Genomic DNA, 21,246 nt, shown 5'->3' on the forward strand with positions numbered 1-21,246 from the left:
GATCGGCGCTGCTAGGCTCGGCCCGTGCTCAAGGACATGAACTTCAAGGGCAAGTGGCGCGATTATCAGGCCCGCGTCCTTGAAGAGATGGGCGATCACTTCGATGACCGCCGCCTGCACGTTGTTGCAGCGCCGGGGGCGGGCAAGACGGTGCTGGGGCTGGAGATTGTCCGGCGCATCGGCAGGCCCGCGGTGGTGTTTGCGCCAACCATCGCGATCCGCGACCAGTGGGAGCAGCGCCTGTGTCCGCTGTTTCTCGATGCCCCGCCCGCCGCCGGGACCATATCGCGTGACCTTGCCGCACCGGCCGCGCTGACGCTCACCACCTACCAGTCGCTCGACAGCCTGCGCCGCAGCGAGGCGCTGGACGACCTGATCGGGACGCTGGGTCGCCACGGCCCGCTGACACTGGTGCTCGACGAGGCGCACCACCTGCGGCGCGAGTGGTGGAAGTGCCTGATCGAACTGGCCAACCGGCTGGAGGATGTGCGCCTTGTCGCTCTCACGGCGACACCGCCCTATGATGCCGGCTTTGCCGAATGGGCCCGCTACGAGGAATTGTGCGGGCCGATCGATCTCGAAATCGGCATTCCCGAACTGGTGCGGGGCGGCGATCTGTGCCCGCATCAGGATCACCTGATCCTGTCGGAACCGGCGGGCGACACGCTCGCCCTGCTGGAACAGCGCCGTGCCGCATTGGGCGAACTGGGGCGGGGATTGCGCGCCGATGCAGCGCTGCTCGACTGGCTTGCCGCACATCCGTGGCTGACCGATCCCGAAGCGCATATCGAGGCCATCCTCGAAGCGCCGGAGATGCTGTCTGCCGTGCTTGTGCTGCTGGCTTCGGCGGGGCGCGAATTGCCGAAGCCGCCTCTGCGCCTGCTCGGCGTTGCGGCAGGCGATGTTCCGGCGCCTTCGCTGTTCTGGCTGGAACGGCTGCTTGACGGGCTGATCGCGCAGCACGCGGACAGCTTCCCGCTCGATCGCGTGCGGCTGAAGGAACTGCGCGATACCCTGCATCGCCACGGCTTCATCGAAGGCGGGCGGGTGCGGCTGCACCATACCCGTTCGGTGTTCAGGCTGATGGCGTCGAGCCTTGCCAAGCTCGACTCGATCCTCGCCATCGCCCGCGCAGAGGCTGAAACGCTGGGGCCGCAGCTGCGCATGGTGATCCTGTCCGATCATATCCGCGCAGGCGAACTGCCGGTGCGCGTCGATGCGTCGTGGACGCCTGCCAAGCTGGGGGTGGTGCCGATTTTCGAGACGCTGCGCCGATCAGGTGCGGATGCCGGTCATCTCGGGGTGCTGACCGGCAGTCTGGTGCTGCTTCCCAAGGCGGCGCTGGCGGCCTTGCAGGATGTTGCCACCGGGCTGGGGCTCGATCCTGCCGGTTTCCGCTGTGACGACCTGCCGGGCTGCCCCGGCCATATGCGGGTCGATTGCCGCACGGGCAGCTCTGCCGCGCTGGTGCGGGTGGTCACGGAACTGTTCAGCCGCGGCGATCTGCACATTCTCGTCGGCACCCAGTCCCTGCTGGGCGAGGGCTGGGATGCGCCGGTGCTCAACAGTCTGGTGCTGGCGAGCAACACCGCATCCTTCATGCTGTCCAACCAGATGCGCGGGCGGGCGATCCGCATCGATCCGGCGCGGCCCGGCAAGGTCGCCAATATCTGGCACCTTGCTACCATCGATCCGGGCGACCGCGAGAGCCGCGAGGCGCTGGCGAGCACCATGAACTGGGGTTTCCTCAATGATGGCGGCGCGGCGCAACTGTCGGATCTGCATGTGGTTGCCCGCCGGTTCAAGGCGTTCGAGGGGATTTCGAACGGCGGATCGACACTGATCGAGGACGGGCTGGCACGGTTGGGGATCGACCCTTCGGCTCCGGTCGAGGCCAGCAACCGGCGCAGTTTCAGCCTTGCGGCCAATCGCGCCGCGATTGCCGAAGGCTGGCGGGTGTCGCTGGGCGAAGGGGCGGCGCGGGCGCGGGTGCGCGAGACTGCGGCGGCCAGCCATGCACCGCGTGCGCTGAGCCTGTTCGATACGCTTCACGCTCTCGGCTGGAGCGCGGCAGGCGGCGGTGCCATGGCCGCGGCGGACGCTTTGCGCGATGTGCCGGCCTATGCCGATTTCGGGCTGGTCGGCATGGGCCTTGCCGGGGTCGCGCTGCTCGCCAGCCTGCCGCGTCTTGCGAAGGCGGGGCGGCTGATCTGGCGCAATGGATCGATCGAAGGATCATTGCGTCAGGTCGCGTGGGTCACGCTGAGGGCGCTGGCCGATGCCGGCGTGATCGGCGCTGACGAACCGGATCACGCCGCAGTCGAAATCCGCACCAGCCTCGACGGGCGCAAGGACATTGTCCTGACCGGCGTGAGCCGCGCTGCCGAGCGGCAGGTTATGCAGGGCATCGCGGAGATTCTGGGGCCAGTGGAGAACCCGCGCTACCTGCTGGTGCGCCGGTCATGGCTGGGGCTGCGGCAGCGGGTCGATTATCATGCGGTGCCCGCAGCACTGGGCGCCCGCAAGGATTCGGCAGAGCGCTTTGCCGAACTCTGGATCGCCTGCGTCGGCTCGTCCGAACTGGTGTTTGCCCGCACGGCGGAAGGGCGGCGATTGCTGCTGCGGGCGCGGACTTCATCCTTTGCCGCAGGGTTCCAGCGCAGTGTCGATCGCCGCTCGGTTTGGCTTTAGCTTGCGGCGGCGAGGCCCTGCATCCGCTTGAGATAACGCGCCAGCACGTCGATTTCGAGATTGACCCGGTCACCCTCGGCAAGGGTGCCCAGGGTGGTCACTTCGGCGGTATGGGGAATGATGTTGAGCAGGAAATCGCAGGTGCGATCCGCCCGGTCGCGCACATCGTTGACGGTCAGCGACACGCCGTTGACCGTGATCGACCCCTTTTCGGCAATGAAGGGGGCCATTTCGGCGCGCGCGCGGATCGCCACCTGCCAGCTGCCGCCCTGCTGCTGCACCATCACCACCTCACCAACCGAATCGACATGGCCGGTGACGATGTGCCCGCCCAGCTCGTCCCCCAGCCTGAGCGAGGGTTCGAGATTGAGCGTCGCGCCCGCCTCCCACATGCCCGGCACCGTGCGGCTGACAGTCTCGCCCGACAGGTCGACATCGAACCACGCATCGCCCGCCGTGCCGCCGCGCTCGACCACGGTGAGGCACACCCCCGAACAGGCAATCGAGGCGCCGATATCGATCCGCGCCGGATCGAGCGGCGCATTGATGCGCAGGCGCAGGTCGCCGCGCTGTTCGGCGGAAGCGATGGTGCCGATGGCGGTGACGATGCCGGTGAACATGGGCGATGCAGTCCTTGTCAGTTGCGGGTGCGCAGATAGGCGGTGAAGGTGTCGCTGCCAAGCTGGCGCTGCTCGGAAATGGCCCAGCGACCATGGGCTTGGGCAAGGCTGGCAAGCCCCAGAGCGCCAAGGCCGCGGCGGCCATCGCCTCCGATCAGGATCGGGGCGGTGTAGAGGTGCAGTTCGTCGACCAGATCATCGGCAAGAAAGGCTGCGGCAGTTACCGCCCCGCCTTCGACATAGAGATACTGCACGCCTTCCAGTCCGGCGATGTCCTGCGGGCTGGCGATAGCGGTCACGCCGTCCGGCGCTGCACCTCGCGTCAGCACCACCCGCTGCGGCGAGCGCGCTGCGAGCCCCGGCAGGCGCACATCGAGGCGCGGGGCATCGGTCCGCCATGTGCCGCCGCCTACCAGAATCGCGTCATGCTGCGCCCGTCGCGCATGGACATGGGCGCGGGCGACCTCTCCCGTGATCCATTGGCTGGTGCCGTCCGCCAGCGCGATGCAACCGTCGAGCGACATTGCCAGCTTGAGCGTCACCCACGGGCGTCCGGCACGCTGGCGGGCGAGAAACCCGGCAAGACTGGCGGCAGAGGCAGCGTCATCGAGGAGGCGGGTGGCAATGCCCGCCGCTTGCAGCCAGGCGATGCCTTGTCCGCAAGTGCGCGGATCGGGGTCGAGCTGGCCGATCACCACGCGGGCCGGGCGGGCCTCTGCGATCAGATCGGCACAGGCGGGGCCGCGCGCCGATTGATGCGCGCAGGGTTCGAGGGTGACGTAAAGTGTCGCTGCGGCCAGAATGTCGGGTGCGGAGCCTGCCAGCGCCACCGCCTCGGCATGGGGGCGACCCCCGGCGGCAGTCCAGCCGCGGGCGATGATCCGGCCTTCGCACACGACCAGCGCGGCAACACCCGGATTGGGGCGCGACAGCGGGCGGGCGCGCAGCGCCAGCCGGGCAGCGGCGGCCATCCAGTCGTGATCGTCGGGAAGGGCGGGGCTGGCTATTGTCCGGCGCTTTCGCTGGTGCGCGCAGCCGCTTCCTCGCGGCGCTTGGCCCTGGCGGCTTCTTCGGCAGCGCGTTCGGCTTCGGCCTTGCGCTCGATCTCCTCGACATCCATGCCCGCCGCCTTGCCCAGCGCCTTGTACATATCGCGCTTGCGCTCGGCGATGCGGGCCTGTTCGGCCTTGCGCAGGTCCTTCACCTCCTGATTGGCGATGTTCTCGGCCATGATCTCGGCGTCGGTGCGGGTCGGGTCGAGCGTGGTGATGTATTCGATCTTCGGCCGCTCCGGCTCGCCATAGACCGTGCTGTTCATGCCCCAGTAGAGCATCCCCGCGACCGGCAGCACCGACAGCGCGAGGAACGGCCAGCGATAGGGGTTCGGCCGCCGGAACTCGGTCCAGAAATCGGCAATGCCGGACGCAGGGTTGAAACGCGACTTGGAAAGCATGGCGCGAATATAGGGCGTGGGGTGCGCAATGGCAAAGGCTTCGCGGATCACCCGAAAGCGGCGTATAGTCCGCGCCCGTGTTCCTTCAGCCAGCGGTCGGCCAGCGCGATCTCGCCTTCGAAGATGCGGGCGAGCAGGGCATGGAAAGCGGGGCTGTGATCGAAGTGGACCAGATGCGCCACCTCGTGCGCAACCACCGAACGGCGCACATGATCGGGCGCCTGCACCAGCCGCCAGTTGATCCGGATGCGGCTTCTGTCAGAGCATGAACCCCAGCGGCGCTGGGCGCGGGTCAGGCCGATCGGCACCGGATCGAGCCCGGCGGCGGCACAATATTCGCGCATGTCCGCCTCGCACAGGCGCAGCGCCTCGGCCTCCAGCCAGCGGCGCAGGCGCGTTTCGAGCCCGGCTTGCGGACCGCCGACGCGCAGGGCTGTGCCTTCGATGGCCGGACGGCGCGGGGCGGCAGGGTCCCACGCCAGCGACAGGGTGTTTCCGCGATAGCACAGCGCGCCGCCCGGTTCGGGAGCCGCACGCTCGGGCAGCTTTGCAATCTGGCCCGCCAGCCATTCGCTGCGGGCATGGGCGAAGGCAATCGCTTCGCGCGCATCGGCCCACGCCGGCAACGTCACCCGCACCTCGCTGCCATCGGGCGCGAGCCGCAGAGTCAGCCGCCGGGCATTGTGCAGCCGTTTCAGGACGATCGGCAGGCGCTTGTCCCCCACCGTAATGTCGGGATCGAGCGTAGGGCGGCGGAGCCAGTCGATCATGGCTGGCCTTCCTGCTCCGGCGCCATGCGGTCAGGGCGGGGGGAAGGCCATTCGACGATGTGATGCTCCATCGGACCGGCCTCGGTCTCGCTCACCACCCGCCCGATCACCGAAACGCCGACACGGCGCACCGCATCGCGATCCCCGCTGATCAGGTAATGCCAGCCCGGCAGCGGGCGGCCATCGGCGCGCAGGCGGTAAGCGCAGGTGGACGGCAGCCAGCTGACCTGTTCCACGATCCGCAGCGTCAGCCGCAGACAATCGGGCACGAAGGCCTTGCGGTTGCGATAATCGCTGCATTGCGCGGTCCGGGTGTCGAGCAGCCGGCAGGCGATATTGGTATCGACGATCTCGCCGCTGTCCTCGTCTTCGATCTTGTGCAGGCAGCAGCGCCCGCAGCCGTCGCACAACGCCTCCCATTCAGGGCGGGTCAGATCGCCCAGCGGCAGTTCCCAGAAGCGGTCTCTCACTTCACCCATTTCGCCAGTTCCGTGGCGACGGCCTCGCCCCCCTGATCCACTGGCAGGGTCGCCAGCGGTTCGCCTTCGGGGCCGAACAGATAGACGATATTGGAATGATCGACGAGGTATCCGCCGCCCTCCACCGCCGCGCCCTTGGCGTAGAACACCTTGAATGTCTTGGCCGTGGCGGCGATCTGTTCGGGCGTGCCGGTCAGGCCGATGATGTCGGGCGAGAAGGCGGCGGCAAATTCGCCCACCACCTGCGGGGTATCGCGTTCGGGATCGATGGTGATGAAGATCGGCCGGATTTTGGCTGCGGTGTCCGGGGCGCTGGCCTTCAGCAGCTTCAGCCCCTGTGCGACGCGCTGCATGTCGGTCGGGCAGACATCGGGGCAAAAGGCATAGCCGAAGTAAACGACGCGGTATTGGCCCGCGAAATCATCCCACTTCACGGTGCGCCCGTCGCTGGCGGTCAGCGCGAAATCACCGCCGATTGCAGCGCCGGCGAGCGGAGGTTCGGCGACCGGCGCCGTGGCCTCGCAGCCCGCCAGGCCGAGCGCGGCAGCCAGCAGCAGGGAAAGGGCGGGGTAAGTCTTGTTGATGCGGTTCATGGTCTGCTAATTGGCTTTCGGGAAAGGGGCAGGCTTGCCTTGTTGTCCCTCGCACACCAGATGGGTGTGGCAGGTAACACGAAAGGATCAAACCGTGTCCGCCGATGTTTTGCGCAAGTTAGGCTTCCGGCGCGGGATTGCCAGTGCAATCCTTCCCGCAATGGCTGCGGTGCTGGCAGTGCCGGCCGCCGCGCAGTTCCAGTCGGAAGGCTACAAGTTCCTCGAAGCGGTCAAGGACCGCGAAGGGAACGAGGCGACCGACATGCTGAGCAAGCCGGGCAGCCAGCTCGTCAACACCCGCGACATCACCAGCGGCGACACCGGTCTGCATATCGTGGTGGCGCGCAGCGATGCGCTGTGGATCCGGTTCCTGCTGCAACGCGGGGCCGATCCCAACATCCGCAACAAGAAGGGCATTACCCCGCTGCAACTCGCCACGGCGATGGGCTTCACCGAAGGGGTCGAGGCGCTGATCAAGGGCGGGGCGAGCATCAATGTCTCCGACCAGACAGGCGAAACCCCGCTGATTGCCGCGGTTCATGCGCGCAACGTGCCGATGGTGCGGCTGCTGCTGGAAAAGGGCGCCGATCCCGACCGCAACGACAATTCGGGCCGCTCGGCGCGCGACTACATGGAACTGCAAAGCGGCAATTCGCTGATGAAGCAGGAATTCGAAAACGCCGATGCCAAGCGCGCCGCGGCGGGAACCAAGCGCGATTACGGGCCTTCCTTCTGACATGACCGATTTTTCCGATCTGACGCTCGATGAACTGCGCGTCGCGCTTGCCCCCGATATTGCCGCTTCGGCGATCTTCGATGGCTGGAACGAAACCGCGCTGGTCGCCGCCGCCGAAATGGCGGGCTGCGATGTCGATGTGGCCAAGCTCGCCTTTCCCGGCAGCAAGCCGATGGACATGATCGAGGCGTGGATCACATCGGTCGATCAGGCAATGGAAGCCGAATGGCCTGCCGAACGGCTCGCCACGCTCAAGATCCGCGAACGCATTCGCACGCTGGTCGCCTTCCGGCTCGATGCGGTGGCGCATCTCGACGAAGCGGTGCGCCGAGCACTGGCGGTGATGGCGCAGCCGCAAAACGCCCGCCGCGCCGTGCGGCTGGGCTGGCGATCTGCGGATATCATGTGGCGGCTGGCGGGCGATACCGCGACCGATTACAATCACTATACCAAGCGCATGATCCTTGCCGGGATCTACAGCGCGACGCTGGCGGTGTTCGTCAACGATGCCAGCGAGGGGAAGGCCGATACCCACGCCTTCCTCGACCGGCGGATCGACGGCGTGATGAAGTTCGAGAAAGCCAAGGCGCAGTTTGTCGGCAAGGAACGCGAATTGCCGAGCCTGACGCGCTTCCTCGGCCGCCTGCGCTATCCGGCGCGGTAAGCGGTGGATTAAGCGCCGGTCGCTGGTGCGCCGCTGACCAAGCTATCCTATTGCCTGTCACAGATTCGCGGCGCATCTTGCGCGGCGGGGCAAGACATTGACGGGAAGGGTATTTCGATGGCGGGTTCGCTCAACAAGGTCATGCTGATCGGCAATCTGGGCGCTGATCCGGAAATCCGGACCTTCAACAATGGCGGCAAGGTCGCCAACCTGCGCATCGCGACGTCCGAACAGTGGAAGGACCGCCAGACCGGAGAGCGCAAGGAAAAGACCGAATGGCACACCGTCGCGATCTTTTCCGAAGGGCTGGTCGGGGTCGCCGAGCGTTATCTCAAGAAGGGCAGCAAGGTCTTCGTCGAAGGCAAGCTCCAGACCCGCAAGTGGCAGGACCAGAACGGACAGGACCGTTACAGCACCGAAATCGTCATTCAGGGACTCGGCGGCACGCTGACCATGCTTGACGGCGCGCCCGGTGGCGGCGGCATGAGCGGCGGCGGTGGTCGTTCAGGCGGCGGCTCGGGAGGCTCGGGCGGCTACGGCGGCGGTGGTGGCGGCTGGGATCAGGGCGGCGGTAGCAGCGGCGGTTCGTCAGGCGGCAGCTTCGGCCAGACCGGCGGCGGCTACGACGATCTGGACGACGATATCCCGTTCTGATCGCGCGCAGCCGCCCCGCCGCGCGGGCGGCCAGCCTCAGATATTGATGCTGCCCGGAATCAGACTCGGCTGGAGATAGGGATAGGGCCGCAGGCGCTGTGCGTTGCGGGCTTCGATCACTGACTCAACGCCCGCAAGTGCGCTCTGGAACGCGACCAGCGGGCCTTCTGGCCCTGTGACCTTCGGATCGCTGAACCACGGGCCATAGGGCGCGTCGGTGCTGCGATAGTCGCCCAGCGGGCGGTAATGCAGCGAGCCGAGCAGTTCGAGCACGTTGAGCTGTTCCAGCGCCAGCGCCATCGGCGGCACCATGGCAAGCCAGCCGGGCTTGTCCTGCCCGCTCTGGCTCTCGGGGGCAGGTTGCCAGCCGGCCCCGGTGACGGCTGGGGCAAAGGCCATCACATCCTTCTGCGGGAAATTGACCGCCGCGTGCTGGGCGCTCGCGGTGAAGATGATCATGGTGCAGGCATCGACCAGCGCATCGCGGGAGGTGATTGGGCCAAAGCCGCCGATCTTCGCCTCGCCCGCCACGCAGGCCGCCCATGCGGCAAGCTCGGCATCGCCGGTCACATCGGCATCGCTGGCGTAATAGAGTCCGATATAGCCGCGCACCCAGTCATGGATCGCCTGCCACACCAGCAGCCCGTCGTCGCGATAGGGGAAGTCCGCCAGCGCGCTGTCCGGCCCAACCCCGCGCGCGGCGAGATCGTGGGGCAGCATTTTGGCGGTGAAGTCGAAATCGAGCCGCGCCGCCACGGCGAGCGCCTGGGTCGAGGTGATCTCGCCGGCGAAAATGTGGTCAATCGGGCCATCGGGCGCGATCAGCGATGTGGCAGCAGCCTCGTTGATGAACAGCGTGCCTTCGAAATGCGGCACCAGCAGCGCCCAGACCGGATGGACGGTCGCAAGGTGCCGGTGGGTCGCCATCGCCACGCCTTCGATCACCAGATGGGTGCGGGCGAGGTGGGCGACCAGTTCGTGATAATTGCCATCGGCCACCTGCACGACCAGCTTGGCCATTTCCCAGCCCCACTGTTTGTCCGCAACCACCGAGGGCGTCATCATCGGCCACGCATCGGGGTCCTGCCCGCACTGGATCGCCACCGGCACCAGGCTCGAACCGCCGGGAGGCACCGCGAACAGCGCCAGCGGTTGCCAGACATATTTCGCAAGCCCGCCCCATGTCCCCGGCTCAAGCGTGCCGAGCACCGCGTAATCGAGCATGAACAGCCGTCCTTCGGACAGCGCGGCATCCAGCGTGTCGCCGTTCACGACACCGGCATAGCTGGCGGCAGACAGCGGGAAGTTGGCAGGCAGGCTCTCGCCCACCGCAGCGATAAGCATCGCATTCGGCCCCTGCACCCGCAGCGCGGCGAATTCGGCATCGTCCTGAAAGGTCCAGGCGATGCCGGGCAGCGGCAGGGTGTCGAACAGGGCGCGATAGGCATCGAGCGTCGGCGGCACGCTGCCGCCGAGGCCTGCCGCATCCTCGATCCGCATCAGTTCCTCAAGCCGCGCCTTGTGCGCTTTCAGGGCGGCGATTTTCGCCTCGCGCTCGGCATGGGCGACCGCCGCTTCGAGATCGGCGACGAGATGGCCGAGAAAACTCTCGCCCGAAGGCGCGGGCGGGGCGACCAGCGTTTTCACATGGGCTTCGATCGCATCGCATTCGGCCAGTACAGCCTCGAATTTGGCGCGCGGGCTATCAATCTCGCCGCGGTCGACACCGCCCAGCTTCACCGCCAGCGCATTGCGCACGATCTTCAGGCTGATGCCGATCAGCAGGCCCCACCATGCCAGCGTCGGCAGATTGTCGGCCGGAACACTCGCGGCGAGCGGCACGCCGGGCAGCGTCGGCACGCTCTCGCTCCAGACGTAGCGTGACTGGCTGGCGGCAATCTGCGCGGCACGGGCGGCCTGCTGGGCGGGCGTATCGTTCTGCGGCAGCGAGGGGGCGGCCGGCGGCACCGGCGCGGTCAGCGAACCGGCCTGCGGGACGATGGGGGACTGTATGCTCATGGGAAGGCTCCTCGCTCCGTGATCGCTGCAAGCGGTAACGGGCGATGGTTAATTATCCGTCAGGGCGCGGCGGCCTCTGCTGCCGCGACCACGACGAAATCCGGACCGCCGAATAATCACTTCATTAACCGGCGTTTTACGCCTCGCCGTTAACCACAGGTGCCATGACCGGTTACCTCGCCAGCCTGCGCGCACGCCTGATGCCGCCGATCCCGGATGCGATCCGCGACGATTTCACGATCCTGCGCGCCCAGCGGGTGGAGACGCAGTCGCCCACCATGTATCTGATGCTGCTTGCCACCACGCCGACTGCGGCATGGGCGGGAGCGGCGGATCTGCACTGGGCGATCAAATACGGCATGCCCGCGCTGCTGGCGGTGCTGTGCGTGCTGGGCCTGATCGACAACATCGTCAGCCGCAAACGGCATCTCAGCCTGCGCCGCGCGCAGCTGATGGTGAAGAAAACCCATAGCGTTTCCGGCTGGGTCGCGATCATGTGCAGCAGCTGGGCGGTGATCAACTGGCTGGCCTCCCCGCCGGAAAATCACGCCAACTTCGCCATGATCATCGCGATGGGCGCGCTGGCCACGGCCTACTGCCTGTCACCAATCCGCTTCGCCGCGATCCTCAATCTGGTGATCGGCGTGGTGCCGGTTTCGCTGCTGATGCTGACATCGGGTCGACCGGGGGAGATTGCTGCCGCCACCAGCCTGATCCTGGCGACGGTGATCCTCGTCAGCTTCATCATGAAGAGCCATGCGATGCTGGTCGATCTGCTGCGCTTGCAGATCCAGACCCGCGATCTGGCGCACACCGATCCGCTGACGGGGCTCGCGAACCGGCGGTCGCTCGACGACCGGATCGACAAGCTGCTGCGCGGCTCGCGCCAGCCCGCGCCTTTCAGGCTGGCCTTGCTCGATCTCGACGGGTTCAAGCCGGTCAATGACCGGTTCGGCCATGCCTTCGGGGACAGGTTGCTGTGTTCCATCGCCGAGCGGTTGCGCGAGGTGGTGGGTGATGAAGGGCTGGTGGTACGGCAGGGGGGCGATGAATTCGCGGTGCTGTTGCCGCCCGACTCCGCCCTCCGCTCGGCGCCGATTGCCGACCTCATCCTGATTGCGCTGGTGCGCCCGCATCTGATCGACGACATCGCGGTGACCGTGGGTGCCAGTATCGGCGTGGCGCAATGGCCGCAGGACGGCGCCACCGCTGACGCACTGTTCGAGTTCGCCGACCGGGCGCTGTATCAGGCCAAGGCCGAGGTGCGCGGATCGCGGACGGATGAACCCCGCACGGCGCTTTCGGCCTGACAATCAGTCCTTTTTCAGCGCTGCCAGCATCGCGGCCAGCGGGCCGGGCTGTTCGCCCTCCTGAAGAATGCCGGCCGCCTTGCGTGCGGCATCGGCATTCGGCCCTTCGGCGTAGGGATCGATTGCAAGGCCAAGCGTCTGCGCCACCGCCTCGCCAAGATCGAACATGTCGCCGGAATAGCCGATCTCGTCGCAATCATCGGCCTCCAGTTCGATCTCCTCGTCCGCCGCAGGGGCGCGCTGGGTTTCCTCGATAAAGCGCAGGTCGATCGGCTCGTCGATCCGCACGGCAAAATCCTCGCCGCTGATGGCGCAGGGCTGCATGATCGATGCCGTCAGCCGCCCGGTCGCCCGCACGGCCCGCGGCTTCTGGTCGAGCGCGACTTCCGCCCGAAGGGATTCGACCGCGCCCAGTCCGAAGCGCTGCGCCAGTGCGGCGCATTCGGCCGCGCTCGCCTCGATCACCACCGGATCGGCCGGCAGCGGGCGGGCCTTGATCATCCGGCTGAGTTCGTGGGGAACCGGCGCGCTCACCAGATCGCGCTCGCATTCAGCATTTCGGCGTCGGTGAAGCGTGCCAGCCGCTGCGACAGCTTCATCAGGCGGTCTGCCACCTTCGCGGCGCTGGCACTTTCGTCGGCGCCTTCGGCAAAGGTGACATTGCGCCCGACCGCTGCGGTCAGCTTGTCCAGATCGCCGGCATTGAGAGCGCTGCGATAGGCGCCGAGCCTGCCGCCGAGCACGCTCATCAGCTTGCCGATGCGCTTGCCCACAACCACGTCGTTCACCCCGAATTCGCGCAGCTGCCCGTCCATGTCCTCGACAAACAGCTCGGCCAGCAGGGCGCTTTCTGCGCGCAGGTCCGATGCCTCGATCCGCACCATCACCGCGCTCAGCACGGCCGTGATCATGTCGAACCGCCCGGCGATCGAATCCGCGACGCCGCATTCGGCATAATAGGCCCGGTCGCGAGCCAGTTCGATCACCCGGTGCCACAGCGGGCGCACGCCTTCACGCGGATCGGGTGCGGTGCCAAGCAGGCGGGAGAGGAAGGACATTCGCAAAGAGCCTTTCACGCGAGAGGGGCGACAGTGGAAACGGATGCGATCTCCGCCCGCCATGCTTACGCTAACGCACAAGCGGCGGATGCGTTCAACCACGGTTCAACCCGCCTGCGCCACCGCTGCGTCATATGGTGCGTTGCAAGCTGGCGACTAGCCCCTTAAAGCGCTTCTCCCAAGGGACAATCGGCAAACGCACGCGTATTGCAGGACGGGACGGACACGGTTTGACGCAGATGATGATGGCAGGCACCAGAAAACCGGAGTGGCGCAGGCTCAAGGCGCTGGTGCTGCTGGCAGGCATGGCAGCGGCGCTTCCGGCGTGTTCGTCGATCCGCGAATCGCGCGGCTACATCGCCGATCCGCTGCTGACCGACATGATCCAGCCCCGGATCGACAACCAGCAATCGGTCGAAGGCACGCTGGGCCGCCCCACCTTCGTCAGCCAGTTCGGCACGCCGACGTGGTATTACGTTTCGAGCATCACCGGCCAGCGTCCGTTCAACCGGCCCCGGATCCGCATCCACAACGTGCTGGCGGTGCAGTTTGACGCGGCCGGGCGGGTCGCCAAGGTTGAGCGTTCGGGCATCGACAAGGTCGTGTTCCTCGATCCCAACGGCAACAAGACCCCGACGCTGGGCCGCGAGCGCGGCTTTCTCGAGGACCTGTTCGGCAATATCGGTCAGGTCGGCGGTGCAGGCGTCGGCGGGGCGCCGGGCGGGCCGTAACGCCGCGCGGCGCTTGATCCTGCGGGCAAGCGCTCCATATTCGCTGGCATGACAAGCGACACTTCCAGCCACGGCCTTGTCCAGTGGCACGGCACCACCATCATCGGCGTCCGGCGCGGCGGCACCACTGTCATTGCAGGTGACGGACAGGTGTCGATGGGCAACACCGTGATGAAGCCCAACGCCCGCAAGGTGCGCCGGATCGGCAATGGCAGCGTGATCGCCGGTTTCGCCGGGGCCACGGCCGATGCCTTCACCTTGTTCGAACGGCTGGAAAAGAAGCTGGAGCAGTATTCCGGCCAGCTGATGCGTGCCAGCGTCGAACTCGCCAAGGACTGGCGCACCGACAAATACCTGCGCAATCTCGAAGCGCTGATGATCGTCGCGGACAAGGACACGCTGCTGGTGCTGACCGGCAATGGCGATGTGCTGGAGCCGGTGGGCGATATCGCCGCGATCGGATCGGGCGGCAATTTCGCGCTCGCCGCCGCACGCGCGCTCGCCGATTACGAAGCCGACGCGGAAACCATTGCGCGCAAGGCCATGGCGGTCGCGGCCGACATCTGCGTCTTCACCAACGGAAATCTGACGGTCGAGACCGTCTAGCTCACCTCTTCGGACAATTCATGGACAACCTGACCCCCAAAGCCATTGTCGCCGCCCTTGATGAACACATCATCGGCCAGCAGGATGCCAAGCGCGCGGTTGCGGTCGCTTTGCGCAACCGCTGGCGGCGCCAGCGTCTCGGCGCCGATCTGCGCGACGAGGTCACGCCCAAGAACATCCTGATGATCGGGCCGACCGGCTGCGGCAAGACCGAGATCAGCCGGCGGCTCGCCAAGCTCGCCGAAGCCCCCTTCATCAAGGTCGAGGCGACCAAGTTCACCGAGGTCGGCTATGTCGGCCGCGATGTCGAACAGATCGCCCGCGATCTGGTGGAAGAGGCGATCCGGCTGGAAAAAGAACGTCGCCGCGAAGCTGTGCGCGAGGCCGCGTCGCAGGCGGCGATGGACCGGCTGCTGACGGCGCTGGTGGGTGACAATGCCTCCGAAGCGACCCGCGAAAGCTTCCGTCAGCGGATCGTCCAGAACGCGATGAACGATGTCGAGGTCGAGATCGAGGTGCGCGACACCCCCGCCACCCCCTTCGACATGGGCAATATGGGCGGGCAGATCGGGATGATCGACCTGTCCGACATGATGGGCAAGGCGCTCGGCCGGAAGAACACCCGTCGCCAGAAGCTGCGCGTTCCCGATGCGTGGGACCGGCTGGTGGACGAAGAAGCCGACAAGCGCCTCGATCAGGACGATGTCGCGCGCGCCGCGCTGGCCAATGCCGAGACCAACGGGATCGTGTTCCTCGACGAGATCGACAAGATTGCCGTGTCGGATGTGCGCGGCGGCAGCGTCAGCCGCGAAGGCGTGCAGCGCGATCTGCTGCCGCTGATCGAGGGCACCACGGTCGCCACCAAATATGGTCCGATGAAGACCGACCACGTGCTGTTCATCGCCAGCGGCGCGTTCCACGTCGCCAAGCCGTCCGACATGCTGCCCGAATTGCAGGGCCGCCTGCCGATCCGGGTCGAGCTGCGCGCGCTGACCGAGGCGGATTTCGTGCGGATTCTCAGCGAAACGCGTGCGAACCTCGTGGCGCAATACAAGGCGCTGCTGGGGACCGAGCAGGTGACGCTCGACTTTGCCGACGATGCCATCCCCGAAATCGCCCGCATCGCGGCACAGGTGAACGGCACGGTCGAAAACATCGGTGCCCGCCGCTTGCAGACGGTGATGGAACGGCTGCTGGAAGAAATCAGCTTCGAGGCCGAGGATCACACCGGCGAGACGATCACCATCGATGCCGCCTACGTCCGCACCCGGCTGGAAGGTCTGGCGGGCAACACCGATCTCAGCAAATACATCCTGTGATGGGCGCAAGGCCGGTCAGCGATCTGTCTGCGATGCTGGCGGGAATGGCTCCGGCGCTCGATATGCGGCGCTGGGACTTTGTGCTGGTGGAGGGTGCCGTGCCCGCCGATGCCTTCGCCCTGATCCGCGAGGACGAGGGCACCACCGCGATCGTGCGGGGCGAGGGCGGGGCCTTTGCCCGGATCACGCTCATGGTGCATTCCGCGCTCGATGGGGTGGGGCTGACCGCTGCGGTCGCCACCGCGCTGGCAGAGGCCGGAATCGCCTGCAATGTCGTGGCGGGCTTCCACCACGATCACCTGTTCGTGCCGTGGGAGCGGCGCGAGGAGGCGCTGGATCTGCTCCAGCGCCTTTCGCAGGGTGGGTGATCACTCCCCCAAGAGATGCTTCTTCCAGAACACCAGCTGCGCGAGGAAGGCGTAGTCCGAATTGGCCTTCTTGGCGAAGCCGTGGCCTTCGTCGGCGGCGACCAGGTGCCAGGCCTCGCCGCCATTGGCGCGGATCGCGGCGACCATCTGGTCGGCTTCGGACTTGGGCACGCGCGGATCGTTCGCGCCGGTGATCACGAACATCGGCTTTTCGATTTCGCTGACACGGGTCAGCGGACTGATTTCGGTCAGCTTGGCGCGCTGCACCGGATCGCGCTCGTCGCCATATTCCACCCGGCGCAGATCCTGCCGGTAGGGGTTGGTGTTTTCGAGGAAGCTGACGAAGTTGCTGATCGCCACGGTGCACTGGGTCGCGGTCAGCTTGGCCTTGAGCTGCACGGCGGCCGCGTAGCACATGTAGCCGCCATATGATCCGCCAGTGAGGCCGACGCGGGCCGGATCGACCGCCTTGTCGGCGCGCACTGCATCGATCAGCGCCTCCATATCGCGCACCGAATCCTCGCGCTTGAACGGGCCATTGTCGAGGCTGACGAATGTTTTGCCGTAGCCGGTCGATCCGCGCACGTTGGGGTAGAACACCCCGATGCCCAGTTCGTTGAGGTAATAGTTGTTGCGCCCCATGAACCCGGCGGTCGATTGCCCCTCGGGCCCGCCATGCACGGACACGATCAGCGGCCGCTTGCCCGGGAATTTCGCCGGATCGGGCATGTAGAGCAGGCCCGATACTTCCAGCCCGTCAAAGCTTTTGGTGGTGACGATGCGCGGCTCGACATTGACGCTGGCATCCAGCCCGCCGGTCTCGCTCTGCGTCCAGCGGGTCAGCTGCATGGTCTTGGGGTCAAGCGACCACACATCGGCCGCGCTCTTGGCGCTGGAAAAGGAAAAGCCGATTTCGCCCCACGGCGCGAATTGCAGGCCGCCGATCAGCCCGGCGGGCAGGACATCGACCTTGGTGACCTTGCCGCTGGCGACATCGAGCAGGCGCATCCGGTCGCTGCCGGCCTCGTTGACGACATAGGCGATGGTCTTGCCGTCATCCGAAATGTCGAAGCTGTCGACGTCCCATGTTTCACGTGAAACAGGGGCAAAAGCGCCCGAGACGGGGTCTAGACGGCCCAGACGCTTGAAATCGGACCCCTGATCGCTGGTCACCCAGATCGTGCCATCGGGCGCAATGTCCATCCCGCTGAAGGCGATCTGCGCGGCCGGATCGCCGATGGCCGTCATCGCGCCGCTCGCCAGATCGAGCCGGTAGAGATCGACATCCTGCACCGAATTGTAATCGGCGACATAGGCGTGGGTCTTGTCGGGCGAGAAGGCGATGATCGCCCAGCCGCCGCCCTTGCTTTCATGCACCATCCGCGCCGAGGCGGGATCGCGCGGGTTCATCACGTAGAGATCGGAATCGACACCGTTGCGCTTTGTCGAGCTGTAGCCGACGAGCTCGCCATCCTTGCTCCAGGCGCCCGGCTGGTTGCGGCTTTTGCCGTCGGTCAGCAAGGTCAGGCGGCCATCCTTCAGGGTGTGCAACTGGAAGTACTCGTCCCCGCCGCGATCCTTGGTGACGAGGATCACGTCGCCCTTTGCCGGCGCGAAGGAACCGCGCACCGGCTCGGCCTCGAAGCTGATCTGGGTGCGGGCGCCCATCGGCGCTTCGACCCGGTGGAGCTGGTTGACGTTGGCAAAGCGGGTGCTGATCAGCACGGCGCGGGTATTGGGATCCCAGCCCGAAAAGCCTGCACCGCGCGCTTCGAGATAGGGGCGGGCGCGCTCGGCCAGTTCCAGCGGGATGGGGGGCATTTCCTCGGCGGTCAGCGCGGCCGGAATCGGGACAGCAGGCGGGGTGTCCTGCGCGGCAAGCGGCGCGGCGGCAGTAGCGAGCAGCAGGGCAATCAGATTGGCGCGGTGCATGGGGGTTCCGTTCTCTCTCGTCCGAAGGGAAAGCCCCAGGATCAACGGGGCGATGGAGCAGAGGTAACGGGCGCGCTGTTGCTAGGCAATCCCGCGCTATTCGGCGGCCTCGGCGTTCACATCCTCGCGCCGTTCATTCGCCTGACGCGACCACATTTCGGCATAGAGCCCGCCCTTGGCCAGAAGGCTCGCATGATCGCCGCTTTCGGCAAGCCGGCCGTGGTCGAGCACCAGAATCCGGTCGGCATCGGCAATCGTCGAGAGGCGATGCGCAATCGCGATGGTGGTGCGCCCCTTGGCGATGCGTTTCAGCGTGCCGAGGATTTCCTGCTCGGTGCGGGTGTCCAATGCGCTCGTCGCCTCGTCGAGCAACAGGATCGGCGGGTTCTTCACCAGCGTGCGGGCAATGGCGACGCGCTGCTTTTCCCCGCCCGACAGCTTCAGCCCGCGTTCGCCCACCATCGTGGCAAAGCCTTCGGGCAGGCGGGATATCAGCGGGGTGAGCGCGGCATCGCGCGCGGCCTGTTCGACCTGCGCCTGATCGGCGCCCTGCGCGCCATAGGCGATGTTATAGGCGAGCGTATCGTTGAACAGCACCGAATCCTGCGGGACGATGCCGATCGCTGCGCGCACGCTGGCCTGGCTGACCGTGGTGATATCCTCGCCCCCCACCAGCACACGCCCGCCCTGCGGATCGTAGAAGCGGAACAGCAGCCGCCCGATGGTGCTTTTGCCCGCCCCCGAAGGCCCGACAATCGCGGTGGTCGTGCCCGCCGCGACTTCAAAGCTGAGGCCGTGAAGGATCGTGCGTCCGGGTTCATAGCCGAAGGTGACATTGTCGAACGCCACAGTCGGCGTGCGGATAATGAGCGCGGGGGCGCCCGGCTTGTCCTGCACTTCGATCTCGGTGTCGATCAGGCGGAACATTTCGGCCATGTCCACCAGCCCCTGCCGGATCGTGCGATAGACCCAGCCCAGCACATCCAGCGGGCGGAACAGCTGGATCAGATAGGTGTTCACCAGCACCAGATCGCCGACCGTCAGCGTGCCCTTGCTCCAGCCCCAGACGGTATAGGCCATCGCGCCTGCCACCAGCGCATTGGTGATCACCGATTGCGCCATGTTGAGCAGGCCGACCGAGTTTTCCGACTTGATCGCCGCTTCGGCATAGGCACGGGCGGCGCGGGAATAGCGTTCTTCCTCGCGGGCCTCGGCACCGAAATACTTCACTGTCTCGTAATTCAGCAGCGAATCGACCGCACGGTGCAGGGCCTCGCCGTCGAGATCGTTCATCTCGCGCCGCAGCTTCGTGCGCCATTCGGTGATCGCCCGCGTCACCCAGACATAGGCCACCACCGTCACCGCGGTCGCGGCCACCAGCGTCAGGCCGAAATTGAGGTAGAAAATCACCGCAACCGCGATCAGTTCGATGATGGTGGGGACGATGTTGAACAGCAGGAAATAGAGCATCTGGTCGATGCTCTTGGTGCCGCGCTCGATGATCTTGGTGACCTCGCCCGTGCGGCGCGACAAGTGGAAGCGCAGCGACAGGCGGTGGAGGCGGCGGAACACATCTTCCGCAAGGCTCTGGGAGGCCATCTGCCCGACGCGTTCGAAGGCGATGTTGCGCAGATTGTCGAAGGCGACCGAGGTGAAGCGCCCCAGCGCATAGGCAGCGACCAGCGCCATTGCCACATTTGCGGCGTCGCTCGCTGTGCCCGACATCGCATCGACGGCGCCCTTGTAGGCAAAGGGCAGGGCCAGCGTGACCGCCTTTGCCGCCAGCACCAGCGCCATCGCCACCACGATCCGCATCCGCAGGCCGGGATTGTCCCGCGGCCAGAGATAGGGGAGGAACCTGCGCAGCGTGGCCCAGCTCTCCGCGTCGCGCGCGCGAGTCTTTTTGTTCGAGGGATCGGCGGGCTGGGCGGTTTCGGGTGGCATGTCGCGCCTTCATGTGGGCGCGGGCAGGGGATACCGCAAGCAGGCGCGGCAAATCAGAAGCGCGGCACGACCACATTGCCGCGCTTTGCCTCCCTGATGGCGCGGGCGACATCGCGCGGCACATCGAACAGCACGCGCTGGCGCGCAAAGTCGATCGCGACCCGGTCGAACAGGGCTAGATGCTGCATCCCGAGCGAGAGCACCGGCGTGTCGGCCAGCCCCAGCGCGGCAAAGGCGGGCGTATCGGCAAAGGCCAGCGGCACATCGGCCAGCGCCAGCCCCTCGATGGAGAGCGAACGCACGATCGCCACCTGCCCGACCAGATCGACGCCGTTGACGTCGGTGGTGACGACCTCGGCAGCACGGCGGGCGCGGATCCGTTCACGCAGTGCGGTATTGCCAAGGCTGGCCTGTGCGCCGGTATCGATGATCACTGTGGCGCGCACCCCTTCCACCAGCGCATCGGTGATCAGCAGCTGGCCCAGCTCCTGCCGTGCGCGCACGACAATCTCGAACCCGCGGGTGCTGCCTTTGCCGCGCGCGTCCTCGACCGCGATGGTCTGGTTGCGAAAATCCAGCAGCACGCGGTAATCCTGCAAGGCATCCAGCCCGATGATCCCGTCCGCGCCGACATGCTCGCGCGCCAGCACCGGCGCGGTGAAATCGGTGAAGCTGTTGGACCCGAACTCGATCCGCCGGATTGCAGCCAGATCGACCTCGCGGCGGCTGGCCATGCCGACCAGCACCGCCTTGCCTGCCGGGGCAAGCGCAAGGCTGGAGCGGATCTCGTGGGTGATCGCGGTTGCCTGGCTGCCGGTGTCTATCAGGAAGGCGAACGGCCCGGCGCCGTCGATCATCACGGGAAGAGTGAGGCGGCGGTTGCGTTCCTCCTCGAGCGCGATGACTTCTGCCGCAGGGCTGACCAGAGGGGCAGGCGCAGGCGTTTCGGCGGCAAGGGGCGGTGCCGCCATCGCCAGAACAAAGGCCATGATTCGCGCGTGCATCAATGTCTCTCCCAAGCGGCAGGACAGACGCGGCCCTGCCGGACAACGCGATCATACCACTGCCGGGGAAGGTGTCCCAACAGGGAATGCGAAGCAGGCAAGGGGCTTCGAGACACAATCCAACCGATGATCGGGGCGGTTTGTAGGACAGAGGGTGTGTGAGGCCGGCAATTGGGGGGCATACAGGGAGGCGATTCACACTCCCGATCGGGGAGATTCAGACCGCCGAAACCGGCTCCGGAGCGTGATTGAGGGAGGCAAAAACGGGGAAAAATGTAGGAATTCTGCGGTTCTT

At 66.4% G+C, this 21,246-nt stretch carries 21 protein-coding genes; 9 read left to right on the forward strand and 12 right to left on the reverse strand.

Annotated features, from left to right (window positions below; all coding sequences use genetic code 11):
* Nucleotides 1–24: 24 nt before the first annotated feature.
* On the forward strand, nt 25–2,691 hold the full coding sequence (locus ACU0AG_RS14520) for a DEAD/DEAH box helicase family protein (RefSeq protein ID WP_482782994.1): 2,667 nt from the start codon (nt 25–27) through the stop codon (nt 2,689–2,691).
* Here the strand turns inward: ACU0AG_RS14520 and ACU0AG_RS14525 are convergent.
* From ACU0AG_RS14525 to ACU0AG_RS14550, 6 genes are read right to left on the reverse strand one after another with little or no spacing between them, the layout of a single operon-like run.
* Nucleotides 2,688–3,311, reverse strand: a complete 624-nt coding sequence (locus ACU0AG_RS14525) for a riboflavin synthase (protein ID WP_482782995.1) — start codon at nt 3,309–3,311, stop codon at nt 2,688–2,690. The two genes, ACU0AG_RS14520 and ACU0AG_RS14525, sit on opposite strands and share 4 nt — an antisense overlap.
* A 17-nt stretch (nt 3,312–3,328) precedes the next feature.
* Nucleotides 3,329–4,318: a bifunctional diaminohydroxyphosphoribosylaminopyrimidine deaminase/5-amino-6-(5-phosphoribosylamino)uracil reductase RibD gene (gene ribD, locus ACU0AG_RS14530; RefSeq protein ID WP_482783016.1), complete on the reverse strand. Its 990-nt coding sequence runs from the start codon at nt 4,316–4,318 to the stop codon at nt 3,329–3,331.
* Complete coding sequence (locus tag ACU0AG_RS14535; protein ID WP_482782996.1) at nt 4,315–4,764, reverse strand: hypothetical protein; 450 nt, start codon at nt 4,762–4,764, stop codon at nt 4,315–4,317. Before ACU0AG_RS14535 ends, ribD begins: the two co-directional genes overlap by 4 nt.
* 47 nt (nt 4,765–4,811) lie before the next feature.
* Entirely contained in the window at nt 4,812–5,534 is a 723-nt protein-coding gene (locus ACU0AG_RS14540; RefSeq protein ID WP_482782997.1) for a M48 family metallopeptidase, read from the reverse strand.
* Nucleotides 5,531–6,013, reverse strand: a complete 483-nt coding sequence (locus tag ACU0AG_RS14545) for a YcgN family cysteine cluster protein (protein ID WP_482782998.1) — start codon at nt 6,011–6,013, stop codon at nt 5,531–5,533. Before ACU0AG_RS14545 ends, ACU0AG_RS14540 begins: the two co-directional genes overlap by 4 nt.
* Nucleotides 6,001–6,606 (reverse strand): SCO family protein, encoded by a 606-nt coding sequence (locus ACU0AG_RS14550; protein ID WP_482782999.1) that lies wholly within the window; start codon nt 6,604–6,606, stop codon nt 6,001–6,003. The genes ACU0AG_RS14545 and ACU0AG_RS14550 overlap by 13 nt, the downstream gene beginning before the upstream one ends.
* Nucleotides 6,607–6,766: 160 nt before the next feature.
* On the opposite strand from ACU0AG_RS14550, the gene ACU0AG_RS14555 reads away from it, so the two are divergent.
* The 3 genes from ACU0AG_RS14555 to ssb all read left to right on the forward strand — a co-directional run bounded on the left by ACU0AG_RS14555 (nt 6,767) and on the right by ssb (nt 8,660).
* Nucleotides 6,767–7,342, forward strand: coding sequence for an ankyrin repeat domain-containing protein (locus ACU0AG_RS14555; RefSeq protein ID WP_482783000.1), 576 nt, complete (start codon nt 6,767–6,769; stop codon nt 7,340–7,342).
* Nucleotide 7,343: 1 nt separating this feature from the next.
* Complete coding sequence (locus tag ACU0AG_RS14560; protein WP_482783001.1) at nt 7,344–8,006, forward strand: COQ9 family protein; 663 nt, start codon at nt 7,344–7,346, stop codon at nt 8,004–8,006.
* A gap of 117 nt (nt 8,007–8,123) precedes the next feature.
* Nucleotides 8,124–8,660, forward strand: coding sequence for a single-stranded DNA-binding protein (gene ssb, locus ACU0AG_RS14565; protein ID WP_482783002.1), 537 nt, complete (start codon nt 8,124–8,126; stop codon nt 8,658–8,660).
* Nucleotides 8,661–8,696: 36 nt separating this feature from the next.
* Here ssb and ACU0AG_RS14570 read toward each other — a convergent pair whose 3' ends face one another.
* Nucleotides 8,697–10,679, reverse strand: coding sequence for a lipoxygenase family protein (locus ACU0AG_RS14570; protein WP_482783003.1), 1,983 nt, complete (start codon nt 10,677–10,679; stop codon nt 8,697–8,699).
* Between the two features lie 164 nt (nt 10,680–10,843).
* Here ACU0AG_RS14570 and ACU0AG_RS14575 point away from each other — a divergent pair, with 164 nt between their 5' ends.
* The gene (locus ACU0AG_RS14575; protein ID WP_482783004.1) at nt 10,844–11,989 is read left to right on the forward strand and encodes a GGDEF domain-containing protein; all 1,146 of its coding nucleotides are present in this window, start codon (nt 10,844–10,846) and stop codon (nt 11,987–11,989) included.
* Between the two features lie 3 nt (nt 11,990–11,992).
* Here ACU0AG_RS14575 and ACU0AG_RS14580 read toward each other — a convergent pair whose 3' ends face one another.
* Together ACU0AG_RS14580 and ACU0AG_RS14585 are read right to left on the reverse strand one after the other, a co-directional pair.
* Nucleotides 11,993–12,526, reverse strand: coding sequence for a YceD family protein (locus ACU0AG_RS14580; protein ID WP_482783017.1), 534 nt, complete (start codon nt 12,524–12,526; stop codon nt 11,993–11,995).
* Nucleotides 12,520–13,047 carry a ubiquinol-cytochrome C chaperone family protein gene (locus ACU0AG_RS14585; RefSeq protein ID WP_482783005.1) on the reverse strand — a complete coding sequence of 176 codons (528 nt, stop codon included), beginning with the start codon at nt 13,045–13,047 and terminating at the stop codon, nt 12,520–12,522. The genes ACU0AG_RS14580 and ACU0AG_RS14585 overlap by 7 nt, the downstream gene beginning before the upstream one ends.
* 239 nt (nt 13,048–13,286) lie before the next feature.
* On the opposite strand from ACU0AG_RS14585, the gene ACU0AG_RS14590 reads away from it, so the two are divergent.
* From ACU0AG_RS14590 to ACU0AG_RS14605, 4 genes are read left to right on the forward strand one after another with little or no spacing between them, the layout of a single operon-like run.
* Nucleotides 13,287–13,778, forward strand: a complete 492-nt coding sequence (locus tag ACU0AG_RS14590; RefSeq protein ID WP_482783006.1) for an outer membrane protein assembly factor BamE — start codon at nt 13,287–13,289, stop codon at nt 13,776–13,778.
* Between the two features lie 48 nt (nt 13,779–13,826).
* Nucleotides 13,827–14,384, forward strand: coding sequence for an ATP-dependent protease subunit HslV (gene hslV, locus ACU0AG_RS14595; protein WP_482783007.1), 558 nt, complete (start codon nt 13,827–13,829; stop codon nt 14,382–14,384).
* A 20-nt stretch (nt 14,385–14,404) separates the two neighbouring features.
* Nucleotides 14,405–15,703 (forward strand): ATP-dependent protease ATPase subunit HslU, encoded by a 1,299-nt coding sequence (gene hslU, locus ACU0AG_RS14600; RefSeq protein WP_482783008.1) that lies wholly within the window; start codon nt 14,405–14,407, stop codon nt 15,701–15,703.
* On the forward strand, nt 15,703–16,071 hold the full coding sequence (locus tag ACU0AG_RS14605) for an ACT domain-containing protein (protein ID WP_482783009.1): 369 nt from the start codon (nt 15,703–15,705) through the stop codon (nt 16,069–16,071). Before hslU ends, ACU0AG_RS14605 begins: the two co-directional genes overlap by 1 nt.
* Here the strand turns inward: ACU0AG_RS14605 and ACU0AG_RS14610 are convergent, their stop codons facing one another.
* From ACU0AG_RS14610 to ACU0AG_RS14620, 3 genes are all read right to left on the reverse strand, one after another.
* Nucleotides 16,072–18,003: a S9 family peptidase gene (locus tag ACU0AG_RS14610; RefSeq protein WP_482783010.1), complete on the reverse strand. Its 1,932-nt coding sequence runs from the start codon at nt 18,001–18,003 to the stop codon at nt 16,072–16,074.
* A gap of 96 nt (nt 18,004–18,099) precedes the next feature.
* Nucleotides 18,100–19,947 carry an ABCB family ABC transporter ATP-binding protein/permease gene (locus ACU0AG_RS14615; RefSeq protein ID WP_482783011.1) on the reverse strand — a complete coding sequence of 616 codons (1,848 nt, stop codon included), beginning with the start codon at nt 19,945–19,947 and terminating at the stop codon, nt 18,100–18,102.
* 53 nt (nt 19,948–20,000) lie between these two features.
* A complete protein-coding gene (locus ACU0AG_RS14620) occupies nt 20,001–20,951 on the reverse strand; it encodes a retropepsin-like aspartic protease (protein ID WP_482783012.1) in 951 nt (316 codons plus the stop codon).
* Nucleotides 20,952–21,246 lie beyond the last annotated feature (295 nt).

It is taken from the genome of Erythrobacter sp. RANMB8 (assembly GCF_056848235.1).

Coding starts and splice junctions, on each gene's coding strand:
- ACU0AG_RS14525 (WP_482782995.1), bottom strand. CDS start 3,311: ATGTTCACCGGCATCGTCACCGCCATCGGCACCATCGCTTCCGCCGAA.
- ACU0AG_RS14535 (WP_482782996.1), bottom strand. CDS start 4,764: ATGCTTTCCAAGTCGCGTTTCAACCCTGCGTCCGGCATTGCCGATTTC.
- ACU0AG_RS14540 (WP_482782997.1), bottom strand. CDS start 5,534: ATGATCGACTGGCTCCGCCGCCCTACGCTCGATCCCGACATTACGGTG.
- ACU0AG_RS14545 (WP_482782998.1), bottom strand. CDS start 6,013: ATGGGTGAAGTGAGAGACCGCTTCTGGGAACTGCCGCTGGGCGATCTG.
- ACU0AG_RS14550 (WP_482782999.1), bottom strand. CDS start 6,606: ATGAACCGCATCAACAAGACTTACCCCGCCCTTTCCCTGCTGCTGGCT.
- ACU0AG_RS14555 (WP_482783000.1), top strand. CDS start 6,767: ATGGCTGCGGTGCTGGCAGTGCCGGCCGCCGCGCAGTTCCAGTCGGAA.
- ACU0AG_RS14560 (WP_482783001.1), top strand. CDS start 7,344: ATGACCGATTTTTCCGATCTGACGCTCGATGAACTGCGCGTCGCGCTT.
- ssb (WP_482783002.1), top strand. CDS start 8,124: ATGGCGGGTTCGCTCAACAAGGTCATGCTGATCGGCAATCTGGGCGCT.
- ACU0AG_RS14570 (WP_482783003.1), bottom strand. CDS start 10,679: ATGAGCATACAGTCCCCCATCGTCCCGCAGGCCGGTTCGCTGACCGCG.
- ACU0AG_RS14575 (WP_482783004.1), top strand. CDS start 10,844: ATGACCGGTTACCTCGCCAGCCTGCGCGCACGCCTGATGCCGCCGATC.
- ACU0AG_RS14585 (WP_482783005.1), bottom strand. CDS start 13,047: ATGTCCTTCCTCTCCCGCCTGCTTGGCACCGCACCCGATCCGCGTGAA.
- ACU0AG_RS14590 (WP_482783006.1), top strand. CDS start 13,287: ATGATGATGGCAGGCACCAGAAAACCGGAGTGGCGCAGGCTCAAGGCG.
- hslV (WP_482783007.1), top strand. CDS start 13,827: ATGACAAGCGACACTTCCAGCCACGGCCTTGTCCAGTGGCACGGCACC.
- hslU (WP_482783008.1), top strand. CDS start 14,405: ATGGACAACCTGACCCCCAAAGCCATTGTCGCCGCCCTTGATGAACAC.
- ACU0AG_RS14605 (WP_482783009.1), top strand. CDS start 15,703: ATGGGCGCAAGGCCGGTCAGCGATCTGTCTGCGATGCTGGCGGGAATG.
- ACU0AG_RS14610 (WP_482783010.1), bottom strand. CDS start 18,003: ATGCACCGCGCCAATCTGATTGCCCTGCTGCTCGCTACTGCCGCCGCG.
- ACU0AG_RS14615 (WP_482783011.1), bottom strand. CDS start 19,947: ATGCCACCCGAAACCGCCCAGCCCGCCGATCCCTCGAACAAAAAGACT.
- ACU0AG_RS14620 (WP_482783012.1), bottom strand. CDS start 20,951: ATGCACGCGCGAATCATGGCCTTTGTTCTGGCGATGGCGGCACCGCCC.